Genomic DNA, 25,000 nt, shown 5'->3' on the forward strand with positions numbered 1-25,000 from the left:
TAGATGCCGGCGGAGCGCTCGGTTTGAATTTTCGCGATGTACTGGACCGCGCGCCCAGCGATGAATTCAACTTGAATCCCGAACCGGGAGGTAAATTTCGGGATGATCTCGTTCCGCATCACGGGATCGGGCGATCCTGCAATGGCAACTCTGCCCTCCTTTGTCGCCGCCGCAAGCGTATCGTTCCATTCCTTTTCCCATCCCTTCTGCTGAGCGAAGGCAGTCGTCGCCAGGAGTAAGAGAAGAAACACTGCGCTAAGCATACTAAGCTCCCCTCTGCGGCCGTTATACCACCGCCTGCCGGCAATGACGCAAGTGCGGAACCCGTGATCGGCTGATTTTTTTGTTACACACCCCGGTCTAAGGCGGCCTCCGGCCAGCCGAGACGAAAAGCGTAAAGGGCGACGCAAATTTGTCATGGCGAGCGGCAGCACTCAGTAAGCGATCGGCGAAAGATTGAGGATTTACGCTTTGGTTCGGATTTTGCGTTTTCCGCCTTGCACGCTTCGGCCTATGCGCCACACGCGAAATCAAATGCAAAGGAAGGATAAAATGATGAAACGTGGGTTATCGATCGCGCTTTTTGAAATTTTCGTGGCCGCCATCCTCTTCGCAGGCTGCTCCGGCGGTCCATTGACCACACGAGAAAAGGGCGCCGCCATCGGCGGTGTGGGCGGCGCGGCGGCAGGCGGGTTGATCGGCGCAACCGTAGGCCATCCCATAGCCGGTGCCGCGATCGGCGCCGGCATCGGCCTTGGGGCCGGGGCGCTCATCGGCGATTACATGCAAGGCCAGGAAACCCAGCAACAGCAACAGATCAAGCGCAACCAATCGGAAATCGATCGCCAGCGCCTCGAGGCTGAGCGTTTGCGCCGTCAACGGGCCGAGTATTAAAGTTCCGACACCCCTGCCCTATTCTCCTTCCGCACCCCATCTGCTAGCCTAGTCATTCCCATCGCATCCGGCGGCGGGGATGTCGGCCTAAGAAGGAGGATGACAGGATGAGAGCAATTATTTTTTTAATCGCTGTAACTTTACTCAGCGCCTGCTCCACGCTCGCTCCGCAGGACGCCATGCAAGCCGACGTCGAGCAGGCGGCGGCGATCATCGCGCGCTTCCAGTCGTTTAACCCGGATCAAGCGATTCCGCCCGCGATCCTGCGCAGCGCGAGAGGCTTGGCGATCCTTACCGTTACGAAAGCCGGCTTCATCGGCAGCGTCAGGGGCGGCACCGGAGTTGTCGTTGCGCGAACCCAAAATGGTTGGAGCGGTCCCTCGGCCATCGGCACCGGAGGGCTGGGAGTCGGCTTTCAGGCCGGCGCCGAGGTATCGGAGTTTGTCATTGTCCTCAACACTCCCGCTGCCATCGACGCTTTCGCGCGAGGCGGCAACGTTACTCTTGGAGGCAACCTGACCATAGCGGCGGGGCCCGTCGGACGGTCTGCCGAGGCCGGCGTGAGCTTACAGGCGGCGATGTATTCTTACAGCCAGAGCCAGGGACTTTTCGCCGGCATTTCTCTGGAAGGCACGGTCATCGGCACCCGTGACGAGCTAAACGCGGCGTACTACGGGAGCCCGGTTGCGGCGAGAGACATTCTTGCCGGGAACGTGCAGCCGCCCGCCCGTGCCCAGAGATTACTGGCTGTTCTACCGATATACTGAACACGGCGCCGAGCGTGAGCTTTTCCGGATCCGCCGCGCTCTAAAGACATCGACTGACGGCAGCCCGGGAGATGGCCAAGCCCGGAATACTTTGAGATAGTGGAACCATGGGAAACAAAATCACCGACATCGGCAGGATGAAAAGCATCGTCGATGAGGAAAGCCGGCTGCGAAATCTCGCCGGTAAGAAGACGGCGAAGCTGGGCACAGAAAAGAATCCGGCCGTCGTCCACGTGCGAACGGAAAAGAGACTCAAGGAAGTCACGGCCCAGTTCCAAGCAAAAGGCTGGATCTTTAAGGTCCTGTTGGAACCCGACCAGCCCGAAGATACCGGCGACCTCCAACGTTTACTCAATCCGCAAAAACCGACGAGAGTCGAAAAGAAACTTGGACGGAACGAGCCCTGCTCATGCGGCAGCGGCAAGAAGTATAAGAACTGCTGCGGCCAATAACGCAGCAACGCGAATAAAAAACCACAAAAACGGGCACCGGCTGCTTTCAGTTTTGGTTGTGGACGCCCGCCAATCCTCGGCGGGTGTTCTCAAGAGAAATCGATCGCCGCCTTCACCACTTCGTAGCTCGCCATCGCCCGCATCGCCTCGTTGACCTGGTCGAGCGTGTAGCTCGCGCTGATCATTTCCTCGAACGGAAACGTCGCGCGGCGCGACGCCAGAAAGTCGATCGCCTGCAGCCAGTGGCGCGGCTCGCCGGATCTAATGGTGTAGAAGGTCATCTCCTGCGGCAGCTTCCGAGCCTCGATGTTGCCGTTTCCGCCGGCGCCGATATGGACGAACCGGCCGCCGTCCCTGAGCAACGTGAGCCCTTCGGGAGTCGCGAGGTTGTTGGCGACCTGGATCACGATGTCCGCGCCGCGGCCATCGGTATGATCGCGCACCCATTGCCGCCGGTCTTTCGGATCGGTCACCGCCTCGAGATTCAGCACCGCGTCGGCGCCCATGCGCTTCGTGACCTCCAGCCGCGCCGCCGGAGCCCCGATGACCAGCACCTGCTTCGCGCCGTGATCCCGCGCCACTGCGGTGGCGAAATTTCCCAACGGCCCGCTGCCCTGGATGACTACCGTCTCATGGCTCTTGATCGCTCCCAACCGATCGAAGCCGTGCATGACGGTGCGATAAGCGCACGCGGCTGCCGCCGCCGAAGCGGAGGAGACCGCGTCGGGCACCTTGATAATCAGGCAAGGCGGAGGAACGTACATATACTCGGCGCAGCTGCCGAGAAGATACGGATACTGGTCGGATCGGTTGTGTCCCCAGGAGGCGCGCCCGGGACAGATGCAAGGCTGCAGCGCGACGCTGCAATAGTAACAGGAGCCGCAGGCGACGTAGCTCCACACGACCCGGTCGCCGCGCTTGACCGGATTGCCCAGAATATCGGTCCGCTCACCGTTGATCTCTTCGACGAAGCCGCAGGGCTCATGCCCGGTAATCATGGGCAGGCTGTCGGCATCCAGCGTGCCGTGCCAGCGGTGCACGTCGGTGCCGCAGAGCGTCGAGGCTGCGATGCGCACCAACAGAGCGCCCGGCTCCAACGGCTGTGGAATGGGAACCCGCTGAATCTCCAAAGGCTGGTTATGAGCGGTAATAACGGCGGCGCGACAGTCCTTCATGGTCCCTCCGCTTTCTTTTCTTCACAGTTATAGACCGGATCGAATCCATCGATCAAGATTCAGCGCGTTTTTCTTCTTGATCGGTGAAAGGTTGCGGTATAGATGGGAGGCTGGGCGCAAACGCAGCCGCTATGTCCGAGAGCTTCGATCATATTTTGGTCGTGGACGCCGATGGGCACGTGAACGAGGGCGACGTCGATCTGCGCCCCTACCTCGCGGAGAAATGGCGCTCGCAGGCGCCGGTGCGCCTCCGGGACAACCGGGGTCACCCGCGGATGCTCCTGGAAGGGCGCATCTGGCCGACCGCCGAGGGACCCGGCCCCGGCGTCTCCGGGCCGATGACGGAGAAGGCGCGGAAGACTAGGCCGGGGATGACCGATGCGAAAGAGCGCCTGAAGGACATGGATCTCGAAGGCATCGACGTCGCGGTCATCTTCGGAACCCAGATCGCGCTGACCGTAAACGGTCTCATGAACCAAGAGCTTGCTGGCGCGCTCTGCCACGCCGTGAACGAATGGTCGGTCGAGTACTGCGCGGCGGACCCGCAGCGGCTTCGGTTCGTCGGCTTGATTCCGTGCCAGGATCCGCCCGCGGCCGTAAAGGAGCTCGAGTTCCTCGCCGAGCGCGGCGCGACCTCGGCGATGCTTCCGACCAACGTCTACGGGAGGAACATGGGCGACGCCATTTTTTTTCCGATCTATGAAGCCGCGGCACGAATCGGCATTCCCTTGAGCGTTCATCCGCAGACCGGTCACGACGGCGTTCCCGGAGTTTCCGGCGTCATGGGCGCGGGGAGCCGCCGGTTCGTTAAATACGTTTACGTGCACACGACGGCGTTCCCCTTCGAGCTGATGATCGCCATGATGCACATGATCGGCGAGGGCGTCTTCGACCGCTTTCCCCGCTTGAAAGTCGGCTTTATGGAAGGCGGCGCAGGCTGGCTTCCCTACTGGATGGAGCGCCTGGACGAGCACGTCGAGAAGCTCGCTCCGCAGATGCCGGACTTGAAGCGCCGTCCGAGCGAGATCATCCGGAGCGATCAGATCATCCTCACCTGTGAATCCGAAGAAAGCGGCCTCGACCGCGTTCTCGAGGCCGCCGGGGCCGGGACGGTGCTCTACGCCTCGGACTATTGCCACTGGGACTGTCACTTTCCCTATTCCGTGAAGGATATTCTAGACGCGAGGGATCTCGACAGCGCGCAGAAGGAGGGCGTCTTGGGCCGGAACGCCGTCGAATTTTTCGCGCTAAAAAATCTTCCCGAGCCGAGAGCGCTGAAAAGCGCGAGACAGACGATGGCGCAGGAGAGCTGAATGAGGAGTTTTCTCGGAGCGGCCTTGATGGTCCTCGCGCTCGCCGGTCCCGACCCCGCGCGCGCGGCCGAGGGCACGCAGAAAATTCGCATCGCGTTTCCGTCGCCGGCTTTTTCCTACCTTCCCTTCTACGTCGCTCAGGAAAAAGGTCTGCTCAAAAAAATCGGCCTCGAGGCAGAATACATTCAGATGCGCACGACCATCCAGCCGCAAGCGACCCTCAACGGCGAAATCGACTTCTTTCCCTCCGTCTCGACCGGCATCTCGGCGGCGGTCTCCGGCCTGCCGCTCGTGGTGGTGCTCAACTTGTACGACGGCAGCCCGTGGATCCTGGTCGCCGCCAAGGAGGTGAACAAGGCGCAGGACTTCGTCGGGAAGAAAATCGCCATCTCCGGAATCCGGACCTCGCCGCATTATTTCGCCGTGGCGGGTTTCAAAAAGTTGGGGCTCGACGAGAAGGACGTCGGCTTCATTTCCACCGGCGGCACGGCTTCGAGCTTTGCCGCCCTCGCCAGCGGCCAGGTGGCCGGCGCCGTGCTCACGCCGCCCTTCGACGACAAGGCGGTGTCCCTGGGATATAAAAAATTTCTCTTTCTCGGCGACCTCGTCGACATTCCCTACGTCGGGCTCGTCGCCGCGCAGCCGGAATTGAAGAGCCGGAGCGAGCGGGTAAGAAAAACCATCGCAGCGCTCCTCGAAGCGGTCGCGTGGCTGCGCGCGAATCGCGAGGCAACGGTCAAGATGATCGCGGAAAAATTCATCGTCAATCAGCAAGAGGCGGAGCGCACCTATCGAACGCTCATCGGCCTCTTCTCGAAGGACAACCGGCTCTCCCCCAAGGTCGCGCGCGGATATCTGGAGATCCTCCGCCGGGACCGTCCCGTCCCGCCGGACCTCGACCCGCAGAAGTTCTTGGATTTTTCTCTGCTTCCCCCAGGAAAGTAAGCGCCGCCATGAGACCTCCGGCCCGCATCGGCCTCATCATCCCGTCGAGCAACCGGCTTACCGAGCCTCAGTTCCACAGATACGCGCCGCCCGGCTTGGGCGTTCATGTAACGCGGCTACGGATGACGGGCCCGTGGCACAAGCCGCTCAAGCAGCTAAAAGAAGACGTCGTCGAAGCGGCTCGGGCCCTTTCCGACGTCCGGCCGGAGATCATCGTCTTTTCACTGCACGGCGAGCTCGATGGAAGACGGCCTCGGCGGCGACGACGCCGTGGCGGAGTGGATACAAGAAGCGGCGGGTTGCGCCGCGATGACGACGGGCCAGGCGATCACCCGGGCGCTCAAATTTCTCGGCGTCGGGAAGCTCGTCTTGATCACTCCGTATGTCAAGAAAACGAACGAGCACGAGATCTCCTACTTGAGCGAAGCCGGCTTCGAAGTGATCCACGACTTCGGCCTCGGGCTTTCCGGCGGCGACGAATACACCGGCGTCACACCCCGACGCTGGATCGAAATCGTCGCCGCGAACGTTCGTCCCGAGGCGGAAGGCTACGTGCTGAGCTGCACCAACACGACGATGATTGAGGCGATCGAGGAGTCGGAGAGGCTCTCCAAAAGGCCGGTGGTCACGAGCAACCAGGCCGTCCTCTGGGCGTGCATGAGGCAGCTCAATCTCGATCGGGAGGTCGCAGGCGGAGGGAAGCTCTTTGCGCTTGGAGAGAAGTAAGAGGATCGGCGTCAAAGGCTTTCGAAGAGCTTTTTCACCTGCTCGACAGTGTCGCGCGGCTGGGAGACGACCTCGCGGGCGAGAGCCTCGAGCTCCTCGCCCTCGGCCGGATTCAGCTCCAGCCCGCGCTCCTTCGCCGCGGCGACAAGCGCGGGATCTTTCATCGCCGCGCGGTACGCGCCGCGGAGAATTTGCGCGGCCTCCGGCGGCATGCCGGGCGGGCCGGCGAGCGGGCGGCCGAATTCACTCGATGCAAGGACAACCTTGGCCAGGCGGCGGCCGTCATTCGGCGTCTTGAATTCGTCCATCAGCTCGCCCAGCGTGGGAACGTCCGGCAATCGCGCATCGCGCCGGGCGCCCGTCTGCACGAGCACGCGCACGAATCCCGTTTTGAGCCAGGTAGGATAAGGCTCGTGGGAGAAAAAGCCGTCGATCGTAAGAGCGCGGCACTGAAGCTCGCCGCGCTCGACCGCCAGATCGACGTCCGGACCGCGCTTGAAGCCCGTCACGATCTTGAATCTGGCGCCGAGCGTCTGTTCCAACAGGCGCGGCAGATATAAACCCGTCGACGCTTCCGCCCCCGAGCCACAGACCGCCGGCGCGGAGGCGCTCCGGATGTCCGCCATGGTTTTGTACGGCGCATCCGCGCGCATATAGAGAAGGTAATGCGATTTCGTCGGGCTCCCGATCCAGGCGAGCCGAGCCACGTCGAACCTGCCGCGGGCCTCGCCCGTCAACTGCTGGAGGTAGAGCGACGGCACGAGAACTGCGAGCTCTGTTCCGTCGGGCGCGAGATCGCGGTACAGTCGCTCGGCCGTGCGGCTTCCCGGTTCCGGACTATTTTCGACGACGAGGCGCGGGCCGCCGGGAATGTGGCGCCCGACGTGGCCCGCCACCAGGCGCGCGTAGAGGTCGTAGGCAACCCCGCGCTCGAAGCCGACGAGGATCTTGATCGTCTTTCCAGCGTACACTCGTTGTTCTTTACTCGTTATTCGCCGTCCCCGCCAGCCGAAAATATCGATTGACTCATCGCATGATCGTGCTGATTTTTTTTCGATACACACACCGGTAAATTTTTTCCTTTCGTTCTTGACAACGCGCCGCACGGTGAAATAAAGGAAACGCGCATGAATCTTTCCATGAATCCCGCGGTCTGGCCGCATTTTATCTTCAACTTACTGCTCCAGCTATTGGATGGAGTATTAACGTACCAAGTGGTGTCGATTGGCGTTCCCGAGGCAAATCCGCTCGTGCGGCAGGCGATTATCGTATGGGGCGCGGCCTTGGGCCTGCTTTACTGGAAGCTTCTCGCCTGCGTTTTGCTCGCGTTGATATTTGCGCTCACGTACAGACGACAAGCCCTGACGATCAAGGCTTTCACGGTAACCGGCGCCGTTTACGGTTCCGTCTCTTTTGTCGGCCTCTGCGCCTTCTTGGTGGAATTCATCAGATAGCCGTAACCCATCCACTTCGCGCCCATAATTGTTTCAAAATCATCGCCGAAACTTGGATTGTACTTCCTCTTAACGTTGCTTGCGTAGTTGCGCAATTGCGCAAGTACGCAACATCCTCGCAGGGGCCCATTTTTACAAACGGCAAAACGTGGTAGACCATCCGCGAGTGAACCAAAAGGAGAGCGCCTCATGGCCGAAGAGACAAAACCGCCGTTCCGCGCCAATCATGTCGGCAGTCTGCTGCGCCCGCCGGAGCTTTTGCAGGCGCGGGAGAGGCATCAAAGGGGCGAGCTCGGAGCCGCTGAACTGCGCGAGGTCGAAGACCGCTCTATCCGCGGCGTCGTCAAGATGCAGGAGGAAGTCGGCATGCAGGGAGTCACCGACGGCGAATTTCGCCGTAACCTCTGGCACGCCGACTTTTTAAGCCGATTCGAGGGAATCAAAGTCGTCGAGGGCTTGCTGCCGGACTCGGCGCGCCATTTTCAAAACCCGGACGCCGACGTGCAACGGTCGCCGACTCAGTTCGTCGTGACGGGAAAGCTCGGCCATCCGCGCGGCATCGAGACCGAGAATTTCAAATTTCTAGCCTCGGCCACGAAGAGTACTCCCAAGCAGTGCATCCCGTCGCCGTCGCTGGTCCATTTCCGCACCGGGCGCGCGGGCGTCGATAAGGCCGCCTATCCCGATATGGAGGAATTCTTCGCCGACCTGGCGCGGGTGTACCGCGAAGAGATCGCCGGGCTGGCGGCCGCCGGCTGCGCCTATCTCGAGATCGACGACGTAAACTTCGCCTATCTCTGCGACCCCAAGATGCGCGACGGCGCGCGGAAAATCGGCGAGAATCCGGACAAGCTGCCGCTGCTCTACGCCGATCTCATCAACGAGTCGATCAAGGACCGGCCGGCGAGCATGACGGTTTGCACCCATCTTTGCCGCGGCAATTTCCGCAGCTCCTGGGTCGCCGAAGGCGGCTACGATCCGGTCGCCGAAGTGCTTTTCAACGCGCTCAAAGTGGACGGCTATTTTCTGGAATTCGACACGCCGCGCGCGGGAAACTTCGCGCCGCTTCGCTATCTGCCCAAGGGGAAAAAACTGATTCTCGGGCTCGTGACCACGAAGAGCGGCGCGCTCGAAAATCCCGGCGATCTCAAACGGCGGATCGATGAGGCGAGTCGATTCGTGTCCCTCGACCAGCTCGGTATCAGCCCCCAGTGCGGCTTTTCCAGCACCGTGCTCGGCAACAAGCTGACCATCGACGAGCAGATCGCCAAGCTCAAGCTCGTCGTGCAAGTGGCCCGAGAGGTGTGGGGATGAGGGGGGAAAAAGGTTCTTCGAGACGAGCTGGCCCGCGGGATTTCGGCGCTCCCGCTTCTTCAGGCACATTTTTCCGGGCCGCTGCCGTAGCTCTTGCCGTACTCAATCCTGGCAAGCTTGTCGGCATCGAAGTACAAGGTTCTATTCATTTTTCCCGTGCCGCAGTTATACTGCCAAACCTCCACAGCCGACGTTGTCGGGGGGAACGCCCCTCTGACGGCGGTGCCAAACGTATTTACCGAGGCGACTTCCTTGGAATCCGGCTCGCCGCATTTCGACATAACCTCCAGCTTGGACGTTCCCTCCATCACCAAAGCGTCGTCGCAGTACATTCCAACGGCGTGGCTATCGGTCGCGCCAAGAAGCGCGAATAGCGCGAGCATTCCCGATAAGACAAGCGCTTTCATGCTAACCCTCCATCTAAAGTCAGTATACCTCCGTAGGCCTTATTCAAGTGGGTAGATTCTACGATCTACCGTCGGAATCAGGCGGGCGCAAATATCGGGGCATCTAACCCCGTCTTTACTGACCGAGAAAGATTTTGCGGAATTCTTCGGCGGCGGATTCGTATTCGCGCGCGAGAGAAAGATCGCTGGGAGCGAGACGCGTTCCTTTTGGGACGCGAAGCACTTGCGGTTGGACGTCCGACCGGCTGGGAATGGTCCCCTGCGCGGCGAGAATCGTCTGCCCCTCTTTCGAAAGAATAAAATTGATAAAGAGCTTTCCCGCGTTCGGATGAGGGGCGTTGAGCGCGAGTGCGAGCGGGTCGATATACGTGATCACCGGCTCCACCAGAACCCACTGGACGGGCGCGCCTCTGGCTTTTTCCCGCGCCAGGATGTGAGCGAAGCTGTTCACGACCACATGGAACTCGCCAGCCGCGAGGAGTTGGGCAAGGAGATTGTGTCCTTCCTGTGGACCGGGCCGCTGGGCGGCAAGCCGGCGCATGAAAGCGAGCCCTTTGTCCCTGCCCATCACTCTCATCATGTTGGCGAACCATTCGGCGTCCCGTATGTTCAGCCCGATCCTTCCCTTCCAGCGCGGCTGAAGCAGATCGTCGTAATTTTTTGGCGCGTCGGCGGCCGGAATATGCTTCGAGTTGTATCCCATGCTGTTCGGCAGAGAATGGACGGCGGTCCAATGGCCCTCCGGGTCGCGAAACCCCTCGGCATAAAAGGAAGCATCGTCGGGAATGAACTTCGCGGTTAGGCCCTTTTCCTTCAACACCTGCACTTGAAAGCCCGCCGAAGTAAATAGATCTACCGTGTGCCGGCCCGCCTGTGCCTCGGTGAGGATCCGTTGCATGACCCGCTCGCTCCCTGCCCGATAAAAATCGACCTTGATGGATGGGTATTTCTTCTGGAAGGCCTCGCGCAGGGCAACCAGACGCTCGTTGTTGAATGAGCTGTAAAACACGACCTCGCGTTCCGCTTTCGCAAGGTCTTCTAATGAGGCGGCCCAGGAGGAAGCGAGCGAGGCGAAAAAGATCAGGACGAAAAGAAGCGGTGTCATAGGCATCTCCAGTATTTATGACCGGCCTGTGCTAAGGGATGACGGCGATCGCTTCGACTTCCATGAGAAACTCTTCCCGCGCCAAACCCTTGATGATCAGGAGAGTGCTCGTCGCCTGGTCGCCGGTGAAATATTTTTTCCGCACCTTATGGAGACCTTCGCGCTGTTTGATGTCGGTTATGTAAATCGTCGTTTTGACGATATCGTCGAACGAGCCTCCCGCTTCCTCCAACACCGCTTTCATGTTTTCGTAGACTTGTTTGGCCTGGGCCTCGATGTCGCCCTTGCCGACGATGTTTCCATCCGCATCGACCGCGGTTTGTCCCGCGATGAAGAGCAGCTTCCCGGGCGTGACCAGAATGCCTTGATTGTAATTGGGTCTGCAGTGCACCTTTTTAGGGTTCAGGATTTTCTTCATCTCTTTTCTCCCCTCCGTTTCCGCGGACTCATATCCTACCCCGTCTCATCCAGTCAAGCGCAGGCCGCTGAAAACGCCCATACGCCACGTCAGACTGTGTGAAAACTCCGTTCATGGTTCGACTAGGCTCACCACGAACGGAATCAAGGCTATCGGAATCAAGTACTTATCCGTTCGCCTGAGCTTAGTCGAAGGGCTCCTGTCGAGTTTTCACACGGTCTGACGTTGCGCTCGGCCCGCTTCGCGTCAACGTACTGAAAGAACGCCTCCTCTCGCGGACCATCGCGCGCCTTGCCTATGGCACGTTTTGACCGGCCTGACCTAAAAAGAGAATTTCCGCGATGCCCTAATACTTTTTGCGGCGGGCCGATAAACTACGCCTAACTCCGTTTCACCGCACCTCGTCCCTCCTTATGCTTGTTTCTTGACCCGCCGTAAAAAGATTCACCACTTGTGAAATAACAAGAGCTGCCGTTCCAGGATCGAGAGTTTACTAAAGTCAGTATTTCAACCCAATTGTTTATGTCGATGCCTGAGGTAATCTAAAAGTAGGAGGAGTAAAAAATAAAAATCGAAGGAGTAAGTCATGAACAAATCGATCATTGCAGCGCTCGTAGCCACGGTTTTCGCGTTTCCTGGATACGCCTTGGCACAGTCCACGCCGCGCATCGACAAGCGGCAGGAAAACCAGGAGGAGCGTATCGAAAAAGGCGTCGAATCGGGCCAGTTAACCAAGAAAGAAGCGCGGCGCCTCGAAAAAGGCCAGCAGCACGTGGAGAATTTGGAAGAGAAGGCGCTTCAGGATGGGAAAGTGACCAAGCGTGAAAAAAAGCGTATAGAGAAGGCGCAGGACAAACAGAGCGAGCGCATCTATAACCAGCGCCACGACGAGCAAAAAAAGAAACCCGAGTGAAGCCTCGGTCCCCGTGTCCGATTCTTTCCCTGTCGGAGCGCCTTACCGCGTCCGGTTGTACGTGTAGTCTTCGCGCTCGGTTCCGCCGGCGCGGAGGTCCGGCCGCAGCGGAGTACGGGTGTTTTGAACTTTGGCGTGCGCGTCTAACGCCCCCTGATCCGTCCAGCGCTCCAAAAGCGCGAACTTGTCCGGATTCACCACGCTCTGAAACACCTCGAACTGCTCGCAGCCGGACTCTTTCGTCACCTCGGCGCAGCGGGCTTTATATGCCTCGGCGAGCTCGGCCCCTTTTCCCGCCGCCGCCTTGACCATCACGATGAGTCTGATCGCCATCTTTCCTCCTGACTTGCTCAGGCCGCTGAAAAACGCCGGCCTGAAAACTTCAGTCACTCCAAGCGAATCGTTTATCACGTTTCCGAAATTCCGGAAACGACCGCATCCGCAGCCCTTCTCTGTGGTTCCATACTCCACCCGCTTGACGGCCCGGACGGGGTGTCATAGCTTTTGGCTGACTCGTCCGTGAAGGAGCTGCGATTATGAAGACCGACCGCTACGACTATTCGCCCATCATTCGGCACCGGCCGCTCAGGTGGCCGAACGACGCGCGCATCGCTTTGATGGTTGCGCCTAACATCGAATCGTTTCACATCGACAAAACATTGCCCGGCGCGCCGAGCACTTACCTGCCGGACGTGACGAACTACGCTCTCAGGGACTACGGATCGCGCATCGGCGTGTTCCGCATGATGGAGGTGCTGGATAAACATGCTATACGGGCCACGGTCCTGCTCAACTCCGACGTCTGCGCCCACCATCCTGCCATCATCGAAGAAGGCAACAAGCGCAACTGGGAATGGCTCGGCCACGGCGTGACCAACAACATCCGGATGACGCAATATCCGCCGGAAGAAGAGCGCGCCGTCATTCGCCAGATAAAAGAAACTATCGCGGCGGCGACGGGAAAGGCGCCGCGCGGCTGGCTCGGTCCCGGCGGCGGCGACGAGAGCTTCAACACCTTGGATCATCTCGCCGCGGAAGGTTTCGACTACGTCTGCGACTGGGGCGTGGACGATCAACCCGTGGCGCTGCGCGTCAAGTCCGGGCGCATGATCGGAATTCCTTACCAGCAGGGGCTCAACGATATCCGGACGATGTTCCACGAAGGCACGGCGCCGAAGGACTGGCTCGGGATGGTCTGCGATCAGTTCGACACTCTGTACGCCGAGGGCGCGGCGCAGCCGCGCGTGATGACGCTGCCGCTGCATCCGTTCGTCATCGGCCTGCCGTTTCGCATCAAGTACCTCGACGAGGCGCTCAAATATATTTGCGCGCGCGAAGGAGTCTGGAAGGCGACCGGAGCCGAGATCGCGGATCATTTTTACGCCCATTACTATCCAAAGCCGTGAGGCGGACAATGACGATGAAGGCGACGCTATTGGTACTGGCGTGCTTGCTTGCCGCCGCGGGCGCGCCCGGCCGGGCGGCGCCGGCCGACGCGGCCGACCGGGTGATCATCGGGAACGTGTCGCGCACCGTCGAGCAGTTGCCGAACTACGCCGCCAACGACAAGGGCTTCTTCGCTCAAGAAGGAATTCAGGGCGACGTCGTCTTGATCGGATCGACCGATACGTTGATCCAGGCCCTGATCGCCGGTCAGGTCAACGTCGCCATCGTCGATCCGTCGCCCGCCATCAACGCGGTGGAGCGCGGAGCGTCGCTCAAGATCATCGGCGGCACGGTCCCCATCGCCGCTTATACGCTGGTCGGATGCGGCAAGTACAAGACCATCAAAGAGCTCAAAGGAACAACCATCGGCGTCGTGAGCCTGGTCTCAGGCAGCACGATCTTTCTTCGCGAGATGCTCAAGAAGGAAGGTCTCGAGCTCAACCGGGACTATGCGATCATTCAGGGCGGCCCGACCACGCAGCGGCTGGCGAGCCTCAAGGGTTGCGTCACTTCGGCGACGATGGTCCTTGGCGGCAACCTGCCGCGCGCGCGGGAGCTCGGCTATACGGAGATCGCCCGCCTGCACGATTACATTCCCAACCTGCAGTTCCACAGCTTCATCGTCGACAGCCGCTGGGCGGAGGCGAACAGCGCGCTCACCGTGCGTTATCTGAAAGCGATGGTCCGCGCGATGCAGTGGGCGCACGCGCACAAGGAAGAGGCCGCGGAGCTGGTCGCCCGGCGGACGGGAATCCCGCTCAAGTACACGCGCGTCAACGTCGACGAATATCTCACGCAGGGAATCATCAGCCGCGACGGCTCCGTCAACCGCGAAGGATTTCAGAGGCTGATCGATCTCATGGGCGAGAGGCTCTTCAAACAGCCGCCCTATCCGCCGCCGGAGAAATATCTCGATATGAGCTATCTACGGCGCGCTCATCAGGAGCTCAACGTCACAGGCCGCTGAAAAACGTAAGCGGCGATCGGCCTGCTAGGCTTCGATGGCCGCTTCGTACGCCGTGTACCCTTCCGGGATGAGGCGGATGACTTCGTCCTTCTTCGGGTCCGTGTTAACGCCGGCGGGATCCTCTCCATTTTCGACCGCGCGGATCTGATCGCGCGAAAATTTTCGCAACAGGATAATGCCGCGGTCCGATTCGCCCAGGTGCTCCTTGGCGCGATCGGCCATGGGTCCCTGCGTCTCCCACGCCATGTGATCCTGGCTGGTAAAATCCTCCATGTGAAACTCGCCGGCCTCGTTCCGGGTGCCGACGAACTCCGCCGGCGGATTCTCCGGTTGCGCCACGGTGGAGCCGTCATTCGTCGGACGGAACCTGAACTGGAAGATCTGCGTGTTACGGTCGTCGATCGGCGTGCGGAAATGCATGGCGTAACCGCTGCGCACGGGAACGAAGAGAATGTTGGGGAAGATCATCGGATGCGGCGCTTCGACTTTGGCCTCGTCGCCGGCGAAAAATCTCTGCTTCTGGATTCCGGCCCATGAGGGATTGACGACCAGCTCGAAGTCGATCTTGCTCAAACGCTGATAGTGGAACGGCACGTGGTCGGGGTTGCCCTTGAGCTTGAGCGTGTGTGAATGGAGATAGTACGTGTGAACCGGGTCCACTGAATTTTCCATCGCCTGCAGCCAGTTGCAGCGCAGCACCTGGCAGACCTCGATCTTCTTCACGCCGTCTTCGCGTACGAGAATATCCCACTTGGGCAGGACGGGTTTTTTCGCCGGCGGGCCCATGTAAGCAAACAAGAGCCCGGCCAATTTTTCGACGGGATAAGCCGGGTGCGAGATTTTTTCCTTATACCCAAGCCCCGCGCTCTCGAAGGGCTGCTCCAGACAATGGCCGTAAGGATCGTACTTCCATCCATGATAGGCGCACCGGATGCCGTCCTCTTCGACGAATCCGTAATAGAGAGACGCGCCGCGGTGCGAGCAGTGTTCGGCGACCAGGCCGTACTCTCCGCTGCGATCGCGGAACAAGACTAAATCTTCGCCCAAGACTCTCACTCTCTTTTTTGGCTTTTCGTCCGTGAGATCCGACGCCGCGGCGACGACGTGCCAGTAGCGCCTGAGGAGTCGGCCTGCCGGAGTCCCCGGACCGACGCGCGCGAGCAACTCGTTTTCTTCTTGACTTAGCATACGAATAATTGTCCTTTCGCCGGCTTGAGTACACAGCGATGCTAGTAAATGGTGCTGAAGGTGTCAACGGAATTAGGAATTGGGGGATTGGGATTTACGTTGACAGAATGGCTCGTTATGGATAATTTTGCCATTGAACATAAAACGAAGGAGGCATTTATGGCCATACTAAAAGTCGAGGGCGTCACGCACTGGTCGATTCCGGTGAACAACCTGGCGGAGTCGGAGGACTTCTACGGCGAGCTGCTCGGCCTCACGCATAAGGGTCGGCTCGGGAACTCCGGCATGTCCTGCTTCAACGTCGGCGACAACTACATCCTCTTGTGCCAGCGCGAGCAACCGAAAGAATCAAACTCGCCACAACAGCTCCATCATTCTTTCACCGTCAGTCCCGAGACGCTGGTCAAGGCGTGCAAGGTTTTCCATGAAAGGAAAATTCCCGGCATCGAGCTGATTTACCGCGGCAAGGGCCATTTCACCGGACGGGAACTTTATTTCCTCGACCCCAGCGGCAACCGGCTCGAGCTGCGCGACCCGACCTGGAAAGCCGGAATGCCGGAGCCATCGTTCGATGAGATCGTCCGGTCGTAAGAGTGGACTGTTGAATCAAATCGCGCCGTTAAGGTTCGACAGGCTCACCATGAACGGCTCTCTCTGCTCCGTTCGTACTGAGCAGGCCTGTCCTGAGCGAAGCCGAAGGGTCGAAGTGCGAACGAAACATTCGACGACACGCACAAGGAGCCGGGATGAAGAATAGACGACTGTTGTACCTGGGCCTAATCGCGTTGGTCGTCGCCGTAGAATTGGGCGCTGCTGCGGTCAGGATGAGCGAACAAAAACCCGCCACCGTCCGTATCGACAACGACGACATCGGCGGCGTGGTCGCGAGCGCGAACGGGCCGGAAGCCGGCGTCTGGGTGATCGCGGAGACGACCGAGCTTCCCACCAAGTACGTCAAGATCGTCGTCACCGACGACCAGGGGCGATATGTGCTGCCCGATCTTCCGAAAGCCAACTACAGTATCTGGACGCGCGGCTACGGCCTCGTCGATTCGCCGAAGGTCAAAGCCGCGCCGGGAAAAACTCTCAACCTGAAAGCCGTCCTCGCGCCGACTCCGGCCGCGGCGGCGGAATATTATCCGGCGACCTATTGGTTTTCGATGCTGAAGATTCCGGACAAGAGCGAGTTCCCCGGCACCGGCCCCAAAGGCAACGGCATGCCGGAGAAACTTAAAAGCCAAGGCGAGTGGATGGCGAACATCAAAACCCACGGCTGCACCTCGTGCCATCAGCTCGGCGGCAAGCCGACGCGGACGATGCACAAAGAATTCGGCGCTTTCAAATCGTCGTTCGAGGCGTGGCAGCGGCGCATCCTCTCGGGACAGGCGAGTGAAGTCATGGTGCGGAACCTGAACGACGTCGAGCCGAAGCGCGCGCTCGAGTTGTTCGCCGATTGGACCGACCGCATCGCCGCCGGGGAACTGCCGGCGTCCAAGCCGGCGCGCCCGCAGGGCGTCGAGCGCAACGTCGTCATCACATTGTGGGACTGGGCGAGTCCGAAAGCCTATCTCCACGACGAGATCGCCAGCGACAAGCGCAATCCCGGAGTCAACGCCAACGGCCTGATCTACGGCTCTCCCGAGGACAGCACGGACTTCATGCCGATTCTCGACCCGGTGCGCCATCGAGCGACCGAAGTGAAAGTGCCGGTGCGCGATCCGAACACTCCCGATACCATGGCCATCGCCAGGACCAACGCGCTGATGCTCGCGCCTTCGCCGGACTGGGGAGCGGAGCGCATCTGGAAAAGCCAGGTCACCGTCCACAATCCGATGTTCGACGGCCAAGGGCGGGTCTGGATCACGACGAGAATCCGCCCGGCGGCGAATCCCGCTTTCTGCAAAAAGGGCTCGGAACATCCGTCGGCGAAGCTCTTTCCGATCGAAAGGGCCGGGCGCCACGTCGGCGTGTTCGATCCGAAGACAAAGAAGTTCTCACTTATCGATACCTGCTTCGGCACGCACCATTTGATTTTCGCCGAAGACGCGAACAACACGCTGTGGCTTTCGAGCGGCGGCACCGCCGGCGGCGTCCTCGGTTGGGTGAATACGAAGATGTTCGACGCGACCGGCGACGAGCAGAAGTCGCAGGGCTGGACGGCATTCGTCCTCGACACCAACGGCAACGGCAAGCGCGACGAGTACGTCGAGCCCGACGACCCAATCGATCCGGCGAAAGACAAACGGATCATGACCGGATACTACGGCATCGGCTATAGCCCGGTGGACGGCTCGATCTGGGGATCGGTGCTGAGCTTTCCCGGCGCAGTTGTTCGCGTAGCTCCGGGAGACAACCCGCCAGCGACGGCGCTGGCGGAAATCTACGAAGTGCCGTGGAACGAGCCCAGGGCCGCCGTCAACGGCTACGGGCCGCGCGGCGGCGACATCGACCGCGACGGCGTATTCTGGACCTCGCTCGCGAGCGGACATCTCGCGAGCTTCGATCGCCGCAAGTGTAAAGTCCTGAACGGCCCGACGGCGACGGGAAAGCATTGTCCCGAAGGCTGGACACTCTACGCGATGCCGGGACCGCAGTTTCAGGGCGTAACCGATCACGGCAGCGCGCAGGCGAGCTATTACAGTTGGGTCGATCAACACGATGTCTTCGGCTTGGGCAAGAACGTGCCGTTCGCCACCGGCAATCTCGCCGATTCGCTCGAAGCGCTCGTCGATGGGAAGTTCGTCACCTTGCGGATCCCCTACCCCATGGGTTTCCACGCCAAGGGGATGGACGGCCGCATCGACGATCCGAAAACCGGCTGGAAAGGCAAAGGCGTGTGGTCGGCCTACGCCGGCCGAGCGACGAACCACATCGAAGGCGGCAAAGGAACGAAACCCAAAGTCGTCAAGTTCCAGCTCCGGCCCGATCCATTGGCGAAGTAAGAAAGCGCGAGGCGGCTCTCGCTGTCGCGCGCAGTCTGCGCCTGTCGCTCGTTGTCATCCCGATCCCGTTCCGGATGATCTACGGCGGGCGTCCCTCTCACCGCCGCCGCTTACCGTTTCGTTTGACCCGACAGGGACGCTTTGCTAAACTCAGCGTTCTTATGCTTCGACCGTAAAGGAGTTCACATGGCCAAGATATTATTCCGTCGGTTGATCCTCGTCCTTGCCGCCGTTCTGTTGTCGGCGGCGATTCCGGCCCTGACGCATGCCAACCACTCGTGGGGCGGCTATCATTGGGCGCGGACGACCGGATCGTTTACGTTGAAGCTCGGCGACAACGTGTCGAGCGCGTGGGACGGGTATCTCGCCGAGGCTTCGAGCGAGTGGAGCGTTTCCAGCGTGCTCGATACCGCAATCGTCGCCGGCGCAGTTTCCAGAGTAAAGAAATGCCAGCCGACGAGCGGGCGCGTCGAGGTGTGCAGCAGCACGTACGGCAACAACGGCTGGCTCGGCATCGCGCAAATCTGGATCAGCGGTCTCCACATCACCCAGGGCGGCGTCAAGCTGAACGACACTTACTTCAACACCGCCAAATACAATACTCCCGCATGGAGGCGCCTGGTGATGTGCCAAGAGATCGCCCACACCTCCGGTCTGGATCACCAGGACGAAACCTTCGGCAACCCCAACCTGGGCACCTGCATGGACTATACGAACGACCCGGACGGCACCTTGGCCAATCCCGATCAGGTCAGCAACGAATATCCCAACCAGCACGATTACGACGAGCTGGTCGACATCTATACGCACCTGGACAGCGCAACCACCGTCAAGCAGGCGCTGAGAAACAACGCCAACCGCCGTGAAACTTCCGGCGGCGAGTTGGGCACCGGCCAGTGGGGCAAGCTCCGCCGATCGACCAATCGCGGCCGGACCGAGCTCTACGAGCTAGACCTCGGGCGCGGGCGCAAGGTTTTGACGCACGTCATCTGGGCGGAACCGGAAGAGGAATAGACCGGGTTAATCTTTCTAAGCTCATCGCGACCGATCCTTCGTAAGGGCGAGGCTTGGCTTCGCCCTTACGTATTTTCCGTTCCTCGATTCGCTTCTGCTTGATCCCGGCTATCGGTGACAAGTAATATACCAGGCGGCGCCACGTCGATGGCAAAGTCTCTTATCATCGCTCTGATGAGGGTTTGGTTTTTGTCGCTCTGCGCGCTTGCCGGCGGACCGGCAATCTGCGCTCGGGATGTCCCGGCGGCGAACCCGCCGGAGACCGGGAAGCCCGGTGCGCCGCCGATGACCTATCCGCTTTTGGTCGAGCGCTTGCGCGCCGCGGGCGCCGCCGTCGAGCCGGCGGGCGGGGTCGATCAGCCTTTCTTCTCCGGCGCCGGAAAAGCGATCAGAATCGGCGGAGAAGACGTTCAGGTTTTCCAGTATCCGACGGCCGCCGCAGCCGAGGCCGAGGCGCGGCGCGTCTCGCGCGACGGCAGCGCGATCGGCACAGCCAAGCCTCACTGGATCGGAACCCCTCATTTCTACCGCCAAGGCAGGCTTCTCGTCTTGTATCTCGGCGAGGAGAAGAAAGTCCTTCAGGTTTTGGAGGCCGTGCTTGGCCGGCAGTTTGCCGGACAATAAAAAATCGCCGCCTCCGATAGGCGAGAGCTTGCGAATGGATTTTCATGCCCGGGCCGGAAAAAGTCGCGACCACACCCTCTTTACCTGGCTCTCCCATGATCTCGGCTTCGAGCGAGCGGCGGGTCTTCGCCTGATTGCGCTTTCCGTCTCGTCTTCGGCCGTTCTCCGATGAGCGAGTTGGCCCAACTCCGCGAGCGGCTGCCCGCGATTTTGAGAGCCCTCGCCGTAGGCATCCCCGCCGGCTTTCTCTTCGCCTATCTCCACACGCCGATTCCGTGGATGATCGGGCCGATGATCGGCGTGGCCGCGCTGAATCTCATGGGCGTGCGCATGCACTCGCCGCCGTATGCGCGGCAAATGGGACAGGTGATTCTCGGCTCGGCGGTGGGACTCTACTTCACGCCACCGGTGGTGGCGGAGCTGGCCAGCAACTTTCTCGCCATCATCGCCGCAACGATCGCGGTCTTCATCGTCGCCGCCCTCGGCGCGCTGACCTTGAGCCGCGCCTCCGGCGTGGACCCGAAGTCTACCTTCTTCGCATCGATCCCCGGCGGCGCCATGGCGATGGCCGTGCTGGCGGAGCGCTACGGCGCGCAGATCGTGCCGGTGGCGGTCGCGCACAGCCTCCGCGTCTCGCTGGTCGTCATCCTGATCCCGTTCGCGCTGACTTACGGCGGCATCCCGCTCGTCGCCGCCGCGTATCGTCCGGATGTGCCGTTGAATTATTGGATACTCGCGCCGTGGCTGCTATTCGGCTGCGTGTTGGGCGAAGTTTCCGAGCGGCTTCGCCTTCACAACGGCTATTTGCTCGCGCCGATTTTCTTCGGCGCCGCGCTCACTGTGAGCGGTATTCGGCTCTCCGCCGTGCCGCATGCCTTCACGGACTTCGCCCAGCTCATGTTCGGCCTCGTGCTCGGCGCGCGCTACGAGCGCGCCTTCTTCGTCCGCTACAAACTGTTCGTTCCGTTCGCGCTGCTGAATTCGTTTCTAATCCTGCTCTTCTCGGTAGCGGCCGGCGCGGCGCTCGCCTGGGCCTTTGATCTCCCGATCGCGACGATGATCATGGCCACCGCGCCCGGCGGATTGGCCGAGATGACGATCACCGCGCAAGCGCTCCAGATCAGCGTGCCGCTGGTCGTCGCCTTTCACGTGTTCCGAGTGGTGGTGGTCAATATGGGAACGCAGTACATCTTCACCTTCTTCGCCTGGGCGTTCGGCGGCGTGTCGGAACGACCGGTTCAGGAAACAAAGAATACGACCGGCATGAGGCGTGAGGCGATAGTCAAGAATGAAGAGAAGGGAGGAAAAGACTAAATTACTTTTTTTGCTCTCCCCAAATCTTCGCAAGTTGCCGGTCGCGGCCGCAGCCGATGCGGTAGCGCTCGTAGTGCGCCGGGTTTTTGATGTGGAAGTCCTGGTGATACTCCTCGGCGGGATAGAACTCGGGGGCGGCGACGATTTCGGTCGCGACGGGTTTTTTGAAGCGGCCTTGCAGCTCCGCCTTGGATTTTTCCGCGAGGCGCTTCTGCTCCTCGCCCTGGTAGAAAATGACCGTGCGATACTGGGTTCCGAAATCGCAGAACTGCCCGTTGGGCGTGAACGGATCGATGTTGTGCCAGAAGGCCTCGAGCAGCTTCTCGTAGCTGACTTTTTTGGGATCGTAGGTGACCTGCACGGATTCCGCGTGACCGGTGCGGCCGGTAACGACCTCGTCGTAGGTCGGGCTCTTTTTCGTGCCGCCGGCGAAGCCGGACACGGTGGCGACCACGCCTTCGACTTTGTCGAAGAAGCGCTCCACGGACCAGAAACAGCCGCCGGCAAAAATCGCCTGGGCGGTTTGAGGTTTGCCGCCGCCGGCCTGAGCTGCGGCAGCCGTCTCACCCAAAGCGAAGACCAAAGCGGCGGTTAAAAAAATCGTGTTGAGAAATTTGTGGGTGCTCATCGTCCCTCCAGGCATGCCGATCTGATTGGAATCAAATCATCTTTCACTCCCCTTTTGCAATAGTCCGGTGAACGGACTGGCAGACTCCCGGCAATTTCGGTAGGATCGCTCGGTTGCTCGACGACGAGGAACGTGGGAGCGAAAATGATCCAGGAAAAGGGATCGTATATCACCGTTGACGGCCTGAAAACTTTTTTCGTCAAAACCGGTCACGGTCCCGCCGTGCTTCTGGTGCACGGGGGTTCGCCGGGCGCTTCGGCTCTGGTCAACTGGAAATTCAACATCGAACCACTCACCGCGGCGGGCTTCACGGTCTACGCCTATGACCAGCCGGGTTACGGCTACTCGGATAACCCCAAGGACCACTCCATGGAATACCGGGTCGCTCATGCCAAAGCTTTTGCCGAGGCCGTCGGCCTCGACCGCTTTTACGTGATCGGCAATTCCCAGGGGAGCTACGTCGCCGCGCGCGCGGCGCTTGAACATGAGGGTGTAGGGGCGTTCATCACGACGACCAGCGGCTCGCTGGCGCCCAAAGGCTCGGCGGAATCCCAGGCGCTCGCCAAAAAGCACGGCGAGGAGCTGAGAGCGTACACGCCGAGCATGGAGAATATGCGGAAGCTGACCTTCGGCACGGTCTTCAACAGAGACCTCGTGACGGAAGAAGCCGTGCGCGAGCGCTACGAGATGAGCGCGGGAAAGAACTTTGAAGCCCAGAAAATGCGGGAAGCGGCCCCGCCGGCGAAGCCGATCCGCGAAGACCTCCGCCGCTTAAAAATGAAAAGCCTAATTCTGTGGGGAAACAACGATCGCGGCGTCAGCGTGGAGCGGGGAATCTTGCTTTTCCAGCTTATTCCGGGCGCGGAATTTCACCTCTTCGACAACTGCGCCCACTGGGTCCAGTGGGACCAGGCCACCCGTTTCAACCGGATCGTGACGGACTTTCTAAAAGCGCTCTAGGAAGATTTCTGACCGGTTCGCAGCGCCCTGGAACTCGGCCTCGCCTCAACGGCGAAAGGCGCACAGTTGCGCGAGTTCGCGGCTATTACTGCACCCAAGATATCATTAGCCCGCCGGCCAGCGCGATGATTTCGTCCGCTTGACCGGCGCAATAGACTGGTGCTATGAGAAGCCAGCTCGTTCCGTGGAGGGCTTCGATGCTGAAAAAAATTTTTCTGGCAACAGCCATGACAGCTCTGACCGTGACCCAACTTTTCCCGGGCGCCGATGTCATTGCCGCGACAAGTGCGCCCGCGGTCGCGTTGACCGGGCAGGTCGGTTCGGAGGCCGAAGGCCCGATGGAAGGCGTGCTGGTAAGCGCCAAGCGGGAAGGCTCGACGATCACGGTCACCGTCGTGAGCGACGCGCAGGGGCGGTACAGCTTCCCGACTTCGAAGCTCGAGCCCGGGCGTTATGCACTGGCCATTCGCGCCGTGGGATACGAATTGGAAAATTCGCGGCCGGCGGAAGTTGCGGCGCAGAAAACAACTCGACTCGAACTGAAGCTCAAGAAGGCCCCGGACCTCGCCGCCCAGCTTTCCAACGGCGAGTGGCTCGTCAGCATGCCGGGAACCGTTGAACAGAAACAGGACTTCCTCGGCTGCATAGGCTGCCACACGGTCGAACGAATCGTGCGGTCCAAGTACAACGCCGAGGACTTCGTTCACGTTTTGAAACGCATGAGAAATTACGCCCAGGGCAGCGTGCCGGGGCGCGCGCAGTTCCGCCCCGGCGGACGCGAGCCCAACGCGAATCAATTGAAGCAGATGCAGAGCTTCGCGCAATACGTGAGCACGATCAATCTGAGCAAAGTTTCGAAGTGGGAATATCCGTTGAAAACCTACCCGCGGCCGAAGGGCAAGGCGACCAAGGTGACCATCACCGAGTACGACTTGCCGCGGCCCGAGGCGATGCCGCACGATGCGGTCGTGGATGGCGACGGCATGGTTTGGTATTCGGATTTCGGCTCGCTGTATTTGGGCAAGCTCGACCCGAAGACCGCTAAAGCGGTCGAGTGGGCGGTGCCGGTCGCCAAACCCGGCGCGCCCATCGGCATGCTCGACGTGAACTTCGATCCTGAAGGAAACGTCTGGCTCGGCCTGATGTACCAAGGAAGCATCGCCAAATTCGACCGCAAGACGCAGAAGTTCCAGACCTGGAGCGCGCCGAAGTTCATGGAGAACAACGAGGCGCGGCTCGCGATGGTCGACGCCAGGAACTTCCATCTGGACGGCAAGGTTTGGATCGGCGGCGACAACGAGTATCAGCTCGATGTAAAAACCGGCGAGTGGTACACGATCGATTACTCGAAGGGCTTGCCGAAGGACGGGCCGCGCGCGGAACGGCTCAGCTCGTACGGCGTCATCTCCGACTCTAAGAACAATTTTTACGGCACGAACTTGAACGGCCAGTATATCATCCGGGTGGACGGCAAGACCCGAGACGTCACCCCGTTCCCGACGCCGACTCCCAACTCAGGGCCGCGGCGCGGCCACATGGACCCGCAGGACCGGCTGTGGTTTGCAGAATTTCGCGGCAACATGATCGGGAGGTTCGATAGCAAGACGGAGCAAATTCGGGAGTGGGCAGTTCCCCTTCCCTGGACCAATCCCTACGATGCCGTCATAGATAAGGATGGATACGTCTGGACGGGTGGAATGAGCAACGACTACGTTGCGCGGCTAAACACCAAAACAGATGAACTGGTCGCGTACCTGCTGCCGCGAACGACCAACATTCGGCGCGTGAACGTCGATAACTCCACCAGCCCGCCGACTTTCTGGGTGGGCAATAATAACGGCGCCGCGATCATCAAGGTCGAACCGCTGGAATAGGGATGACGGATTACGGTTTGTCCGGGTGGCCCCAGGCGGTTGCCCGCCCGAGGCTCCCACAGACCCGTACGTGCATTTTTGATGCATACGGTTCCTCGGATCATGGTCTCGCTGCGCGAGAATCGCGCACCCTATGCCGAGCAAACTTCGACTGTTTGGC

The 25,000-nt window shown here is 60.3% G+C and carries 27 protein-coding genes; 18 read left to right on the forward strand and 9 right to left on the reverse strand.

The window, feature by feature from the left end:
• Nucleotides 1–263, reverse strand: a 263-nt coding sequence (locus VGL70_19680) for a hypothetical protein (protein HEY3305753.1), incomplete at its 3' end; no start/stop codon positions are given.
• Between the two features lie 289 nt (nt 264–552).
• On the opposite strand from VGL70_19680, the gene VGL70_19685 reads away from it, so the two are divergent.
• The 3 genes from VGL70_19685 (at nt 553) to VGL70_19695 (ending at nt 2,113) form a co-directional block, all read left to right on the forward strand.
• Nucleotides 553–894 (forward strand): glycine zipper domain-containing protein, encoded by a 342-nt coding sequence (locus VGL70_19685; protein ID HEY3305754.1) that lies wholly within the window; start codon nt 553–555, stop codon nt 892–894.
• A 107-nt stretch (nt 895–1,001) separates the two neighbouring features.
• Nucleotides 1,002–1,661 carry a YSC84-related protein gene (locus VGL70_19690; protein ID HEY3305755.1) on the forward strand — a complete coding sequence of 220 codons (660 nt, stop codon included), beginning with the start codon at nt 1,002–1,004 and terminating at the stop codon, nt 1,659–1,661.
• A gap of 107 nt (nt 1,662–1,768) precedes the next feature.
• Nucleotides 1,769–2,113 (forward strand): PBPRA1643 family SWIM/SEC-C metal-binding motif protein, encoded by a 345-nt coding sequence (locus VGL70_19695; GenBank protein ID HEY3305756.1) that lies wholly within the window; start codon nt 1,769–1,771, stop codon nt 2,111–2,113.
• A gap of 89 nt (nt 2,114–2,202) precedes the next feature.
• Here the strand turns inward: VGL70_19695 and VGL70_19700 are convergent, their stop codons facing one another.
• On the reverse strand, nt 2,203–3,288 hold the full coding sequence (locus VGL70_19700; GenBank protein HEY3305757.1) for a zinc-binding dehydrogenase: 1,086 nt from the start codon (nt 3,286–3,288) through the stop codon (nt 2,203–2,205).
• A 131-nt stretch (nt 3,289–3,419) separates the two neighbouring features.
• Here VGL70_19700 and VGL70_19705 point away from each other — a divergent pair, with 131 nt between their 5' ends.
• From VGL70_19705 to VGL70_19715, 3 genes are all read left to right on the forward strand, one after another.
• Nucleotides 3,420–4,601 (forward strand): amidohydrolase family protein, encoded by a 1,182-nt coding sequence (locus tag VGL70_19705; protein ID HEY3305758.1) that lies wholly within the window; start codon nt 3,420–3,422, stop codon nt 4,599–4,601.
• Entirely contained in the window at nt 4,602–5,546 is a 945-nt protein-coding gene (locus VGL70_19710) for an ABC transporter substrate-binding protein (protein ID HEY3305759.1), read from the forward strand.
• 240 nt (nt 5,547–5,786) lie between these two features.
• The gene (locus VGL70_19715; protein ID HEY3305760.1) at nt 5,787–6,272 is read left to right on the forward strand and encodes a hypothetical protein; all 486 of its coding nucleotides are present in this window, start codon (nt 5,787–5,789) and stop codon (nt 6,270–6,272) included.
• Between the two features lie 11 nt (nt 6,273–6,283).
• Here VGL70_19715 and VGL70_19720 read toward each other — a convergent pair whose 3' ends face one another.
• Nucleotides 6,284–7,243, reverse strand: coding sequence for a tripartite tricarboxylate transporter substrate-binding protein (locus VGL70_19720; GenBank protein HEY3305761.1), 960 nt, complete (start codon nt 7,241–7,243; stop codon nt 6,284–6,286).
• Nucleotides 7,244–7,399: 156 nt separating this feature from the next.
• Between VGL70_19720 and VGL70_19725 the strand changes: the two genes are divergently transcribed.
• Together VGL70_19725 and VGL70_19730 are read left to right on the forward strand one after the other, a co-directional pair.
• The gene (locus VGL70_19725; GenBank protein HEY3305762.1) at nt 7,400–7,726 is read left to right on the forward strand and encodes a DUF5658 family protein; all 327 of its coding nucleotides are present in this window, start codon (nt 7,400–7,402) and stop codon (nt 7,724–7,726) included.
• A 189-nt stretch (nt 7,727–7,915) separates the two neighbouring features.
• On the forward strand, nt 7,916–9,040 hold the full coding sequence (locus VGL70_19730; GenBank protein ID HEY3305763.1) for a 5-methyltetrahydropteroyltriglutamate--homocysteine S-methyltransferase: 1,125 nt from the start codon (nt 7,916–7,918) through the stop codon (nt 9,038–9,040).
• Between the two features lie 59 nt (nt 9,041–9,099).
• On the opposite strand, the gene VGL70_19735 is transcribed toward VGL70_19730, so the two are convergent.
• The 3 genes from VGL70_19735 to VGL70_19745 all read right to left on the reverse strand — a co-directional run bounded on the left by VGL70_19735 (nt 9,100) and on the right by VGL70_19745 (nt 10,970).
• Nucleotides 9,100–9,447, reverse strand: a complete 348-nt coding sequence (locus VGL70_19735; protein HEY3305764.1) for a DUF2845 domain-containing protein — start codon at nt 9,445–9,447, stop codon at nt 9,100–9,102.
• A gap of 115 nt (nt 9,448–9,562) precedes the next feature.
• Nucleotides 9,563–10,552 (reverse strand): extracellular solute-binding protein, encoded by a 990-nt coding sequence (locus VGL70_19740; protein ID HEY3305765.1) that lies wholly within the window; start codon nt 10,550–10,552, stop codon nt 9,563–9,565.
• Nucleotides 10,553–10,583: 31 nt separating this feature from the next.
• Complete coding sequence (locus VGL70_19745; GenBank protein HEY3305766.1) at nt 10,584–10,970, reverse strand: RidA family protein; 387 nt, start codon at nt 10,968–10,970, stop codon at nt 10,584–10,586.
• A gap of 586 nt (nt 10,971–11,556) precedes the next feature.
• On the opposite strand from VGL70_19745, the gene VGL70_19750 reads away from it, so the two are divergent.
• On the forward strand, nt 11,557–11,883 hold the full coding sequence (locus VGL70_19750; GenBank protein HEY3305767.1) for a hypothetical protein: 327 nt from the start codon (nt 11,557–11,559) through the stop codon (nt 11,881–11,883).
• Nucleotides 11,884–11,925: 42 nt separating this feature from the next.
• Here VGL70_19750 and VGL70_19755 read toward each other — a convergent pair whose 3' ends face one another.
• Complete coding sequence (locus VGL70_19755; GenBank protein ID HEY3305768.1) at nt 11,926–12,216, reverse strand: antibiotic biosynthesis monooxygenase family protein; 291 nt, start codon at nt 12,214–12,216, stop codon at nt 11,926–11,928.
• Nucleotides 12,217–12,419: 203 nt separating this feature from the next.
• Between VGL70_19755 and VGL70_19760 the strand changes: the two genes are divergently transcribed.
• A complete protein-coding gene (locus tag VGL70_19760) occupies nt 12,420–13,289 on the forward strand; it encodes a polysaccharide deacetylase family protein (GenBank protein HEY3305769.1) in 870 nt (289 codons plus the stop codon).
• Nucleotides 13,290–13,303: 14 nt separating this feature from the next.
• Nucleotides 13,304–14,296, forward strand: coding sequence for an ABC transporter substrate-binding protein (locus VGL70_19765; GenBank protein ID HEY3305770.1), 993 nt, complete (start codon nt 13,304–13,306; stop codon nt 14,294–14,296).
• A 24-nt stretch (nt 14,297–14,320) separates the two neighbouring features.
• Here the strand turns inward: VGL70_19765 and VGL70_19770 are convergent, their stop codons facing one another.
• Nucleotides 14,321–15,484: a Rieske 2Fe-2S domain-containing protein gene (locus VGL70_19770; GenBank protein ID HEY3305771.1), complete on the reverse strand. Its 1,164-nt coding sequence runs from the start codon at nt 15,482–15,484 to the stop codon at nt 14,321–14,323.
• Between the two features lie 159 nt (nt 15,485–15,643).
• On the opposite strand from VGL70_19770, the gene VGL70_19775 reads away from it, so the two are divergent.
• From VGL70_19775 to VGL70_19795, 5 genes are all read left to right on the forward strand, one after another.
• Nucleotides 15,644–16,075 carry a VOC family protein gene (locus tag VGL70_19775; GenBank protein ID HEY3305772.1) on the forward strand — a complete coding sequence of 144 codons (432 nt, stop codon included), beginning with the start codon at nt 15,644–15,646 and terminating at the stop codon, nt 16,073–16,075.
• 155 nt (nt 16,076–16,230) lie between these two features.
• A complete protein-coding gene (locus VGL70_19780) occupies nt 16,231–18,426 on the forward strand; it encodes a carboxypeptidase-like regulatory domain-containing protein (protein HEY3305773.1) in 2,196 nt (731 codons plus the stop codon).
• Between the two features lie 186 nt (nt 18,427–18,612).
• A complete protein-coding gene (locus tag VGL70_19785; protein ID HEY3305774.1) occupies nt 18,613–19,440 on the forward strand; it encodes a hypothetical protein in 828 nt (275 codons plus the stop codon).
• A 147-nt stretch (nt 19,441–19,587) separates the two neighbouring features.
• The gene (locus VGL70_19790) at nt 19,588–20,064 is read left to right on the forward strand and encodes a hypothetical protein (GenBank protein ID HEY3305775.1); all 477 of its coding nucleotides are present in this window, start codon (nt 19,588–19,590) and stop codon (nt 20,062–20,064) included.
• 168 nt (nt 20,065–20,232) lie between these two features.
• A complete protein-coding gene (locus VGL70_19795; protein ID HEY3305776.1) occupies nt 20,233–21,378 on the forward strand; it encodes an AbrB family transcriptional regulator in 1,146 nt (381 codons plus the stop codon).
• A gap of 1 nt (nt 21,379) precedes the next feature.
• Here VGL70_19795 and msrA read toward each other — a convergent pair whose 3' ends face one another.
• On the reverse strand, nt 21,380–22,006 hold the full coding sequence (gene msrA / locus VGL70_19800; GenBank protein HEY3305777.1) for a peptide-methionine (S)-S-oxide reductase MsrA: 627 nt from the start codon (nt 22,004–22,006) through the stop codon (nt 21,380–21,382).
• Nucleotides 22,007–22,150: 144 nt separating this feature from the next.
• Here msrA and VGL70_19805 point away from each other — a divergent pair, with 144 nt between their 5' ends.
• Nucleotides 22,151–22,966 (forward strand): alpha/beta hydrolase, encoded by an 816-nt coding sequence (locus tag VGL70_19805; GenBank protein ID HEY3305778.1) that lies wholly within the window; start codon nt 22,151–22,153, stop codon nt 22,964–22,966.
• Nucleotides 22,967–23,163: 197 nt separating this feature from the next.
• Complete coding sequence (locus VGL70_19810; protein HEY3305779.1) at nt 23,164–24,840, forward strand: carboxypeptidase regulatory-like domain-containing protein; 1,677 nt, start codon at nt 23,164–23,166, stop codon at nt 24,838–24,840.
• Nucleotides 24,841–25,000: the final 160 nt, after the last annotated feature.

Source organism: Candidatus Binatia bacterium (genome assembly GCA_036504975.1).
GTDB lineage: Bacteria > Desulfobacterota > Binatia > UBA9968 > UBA9968 > JAJPJQ01.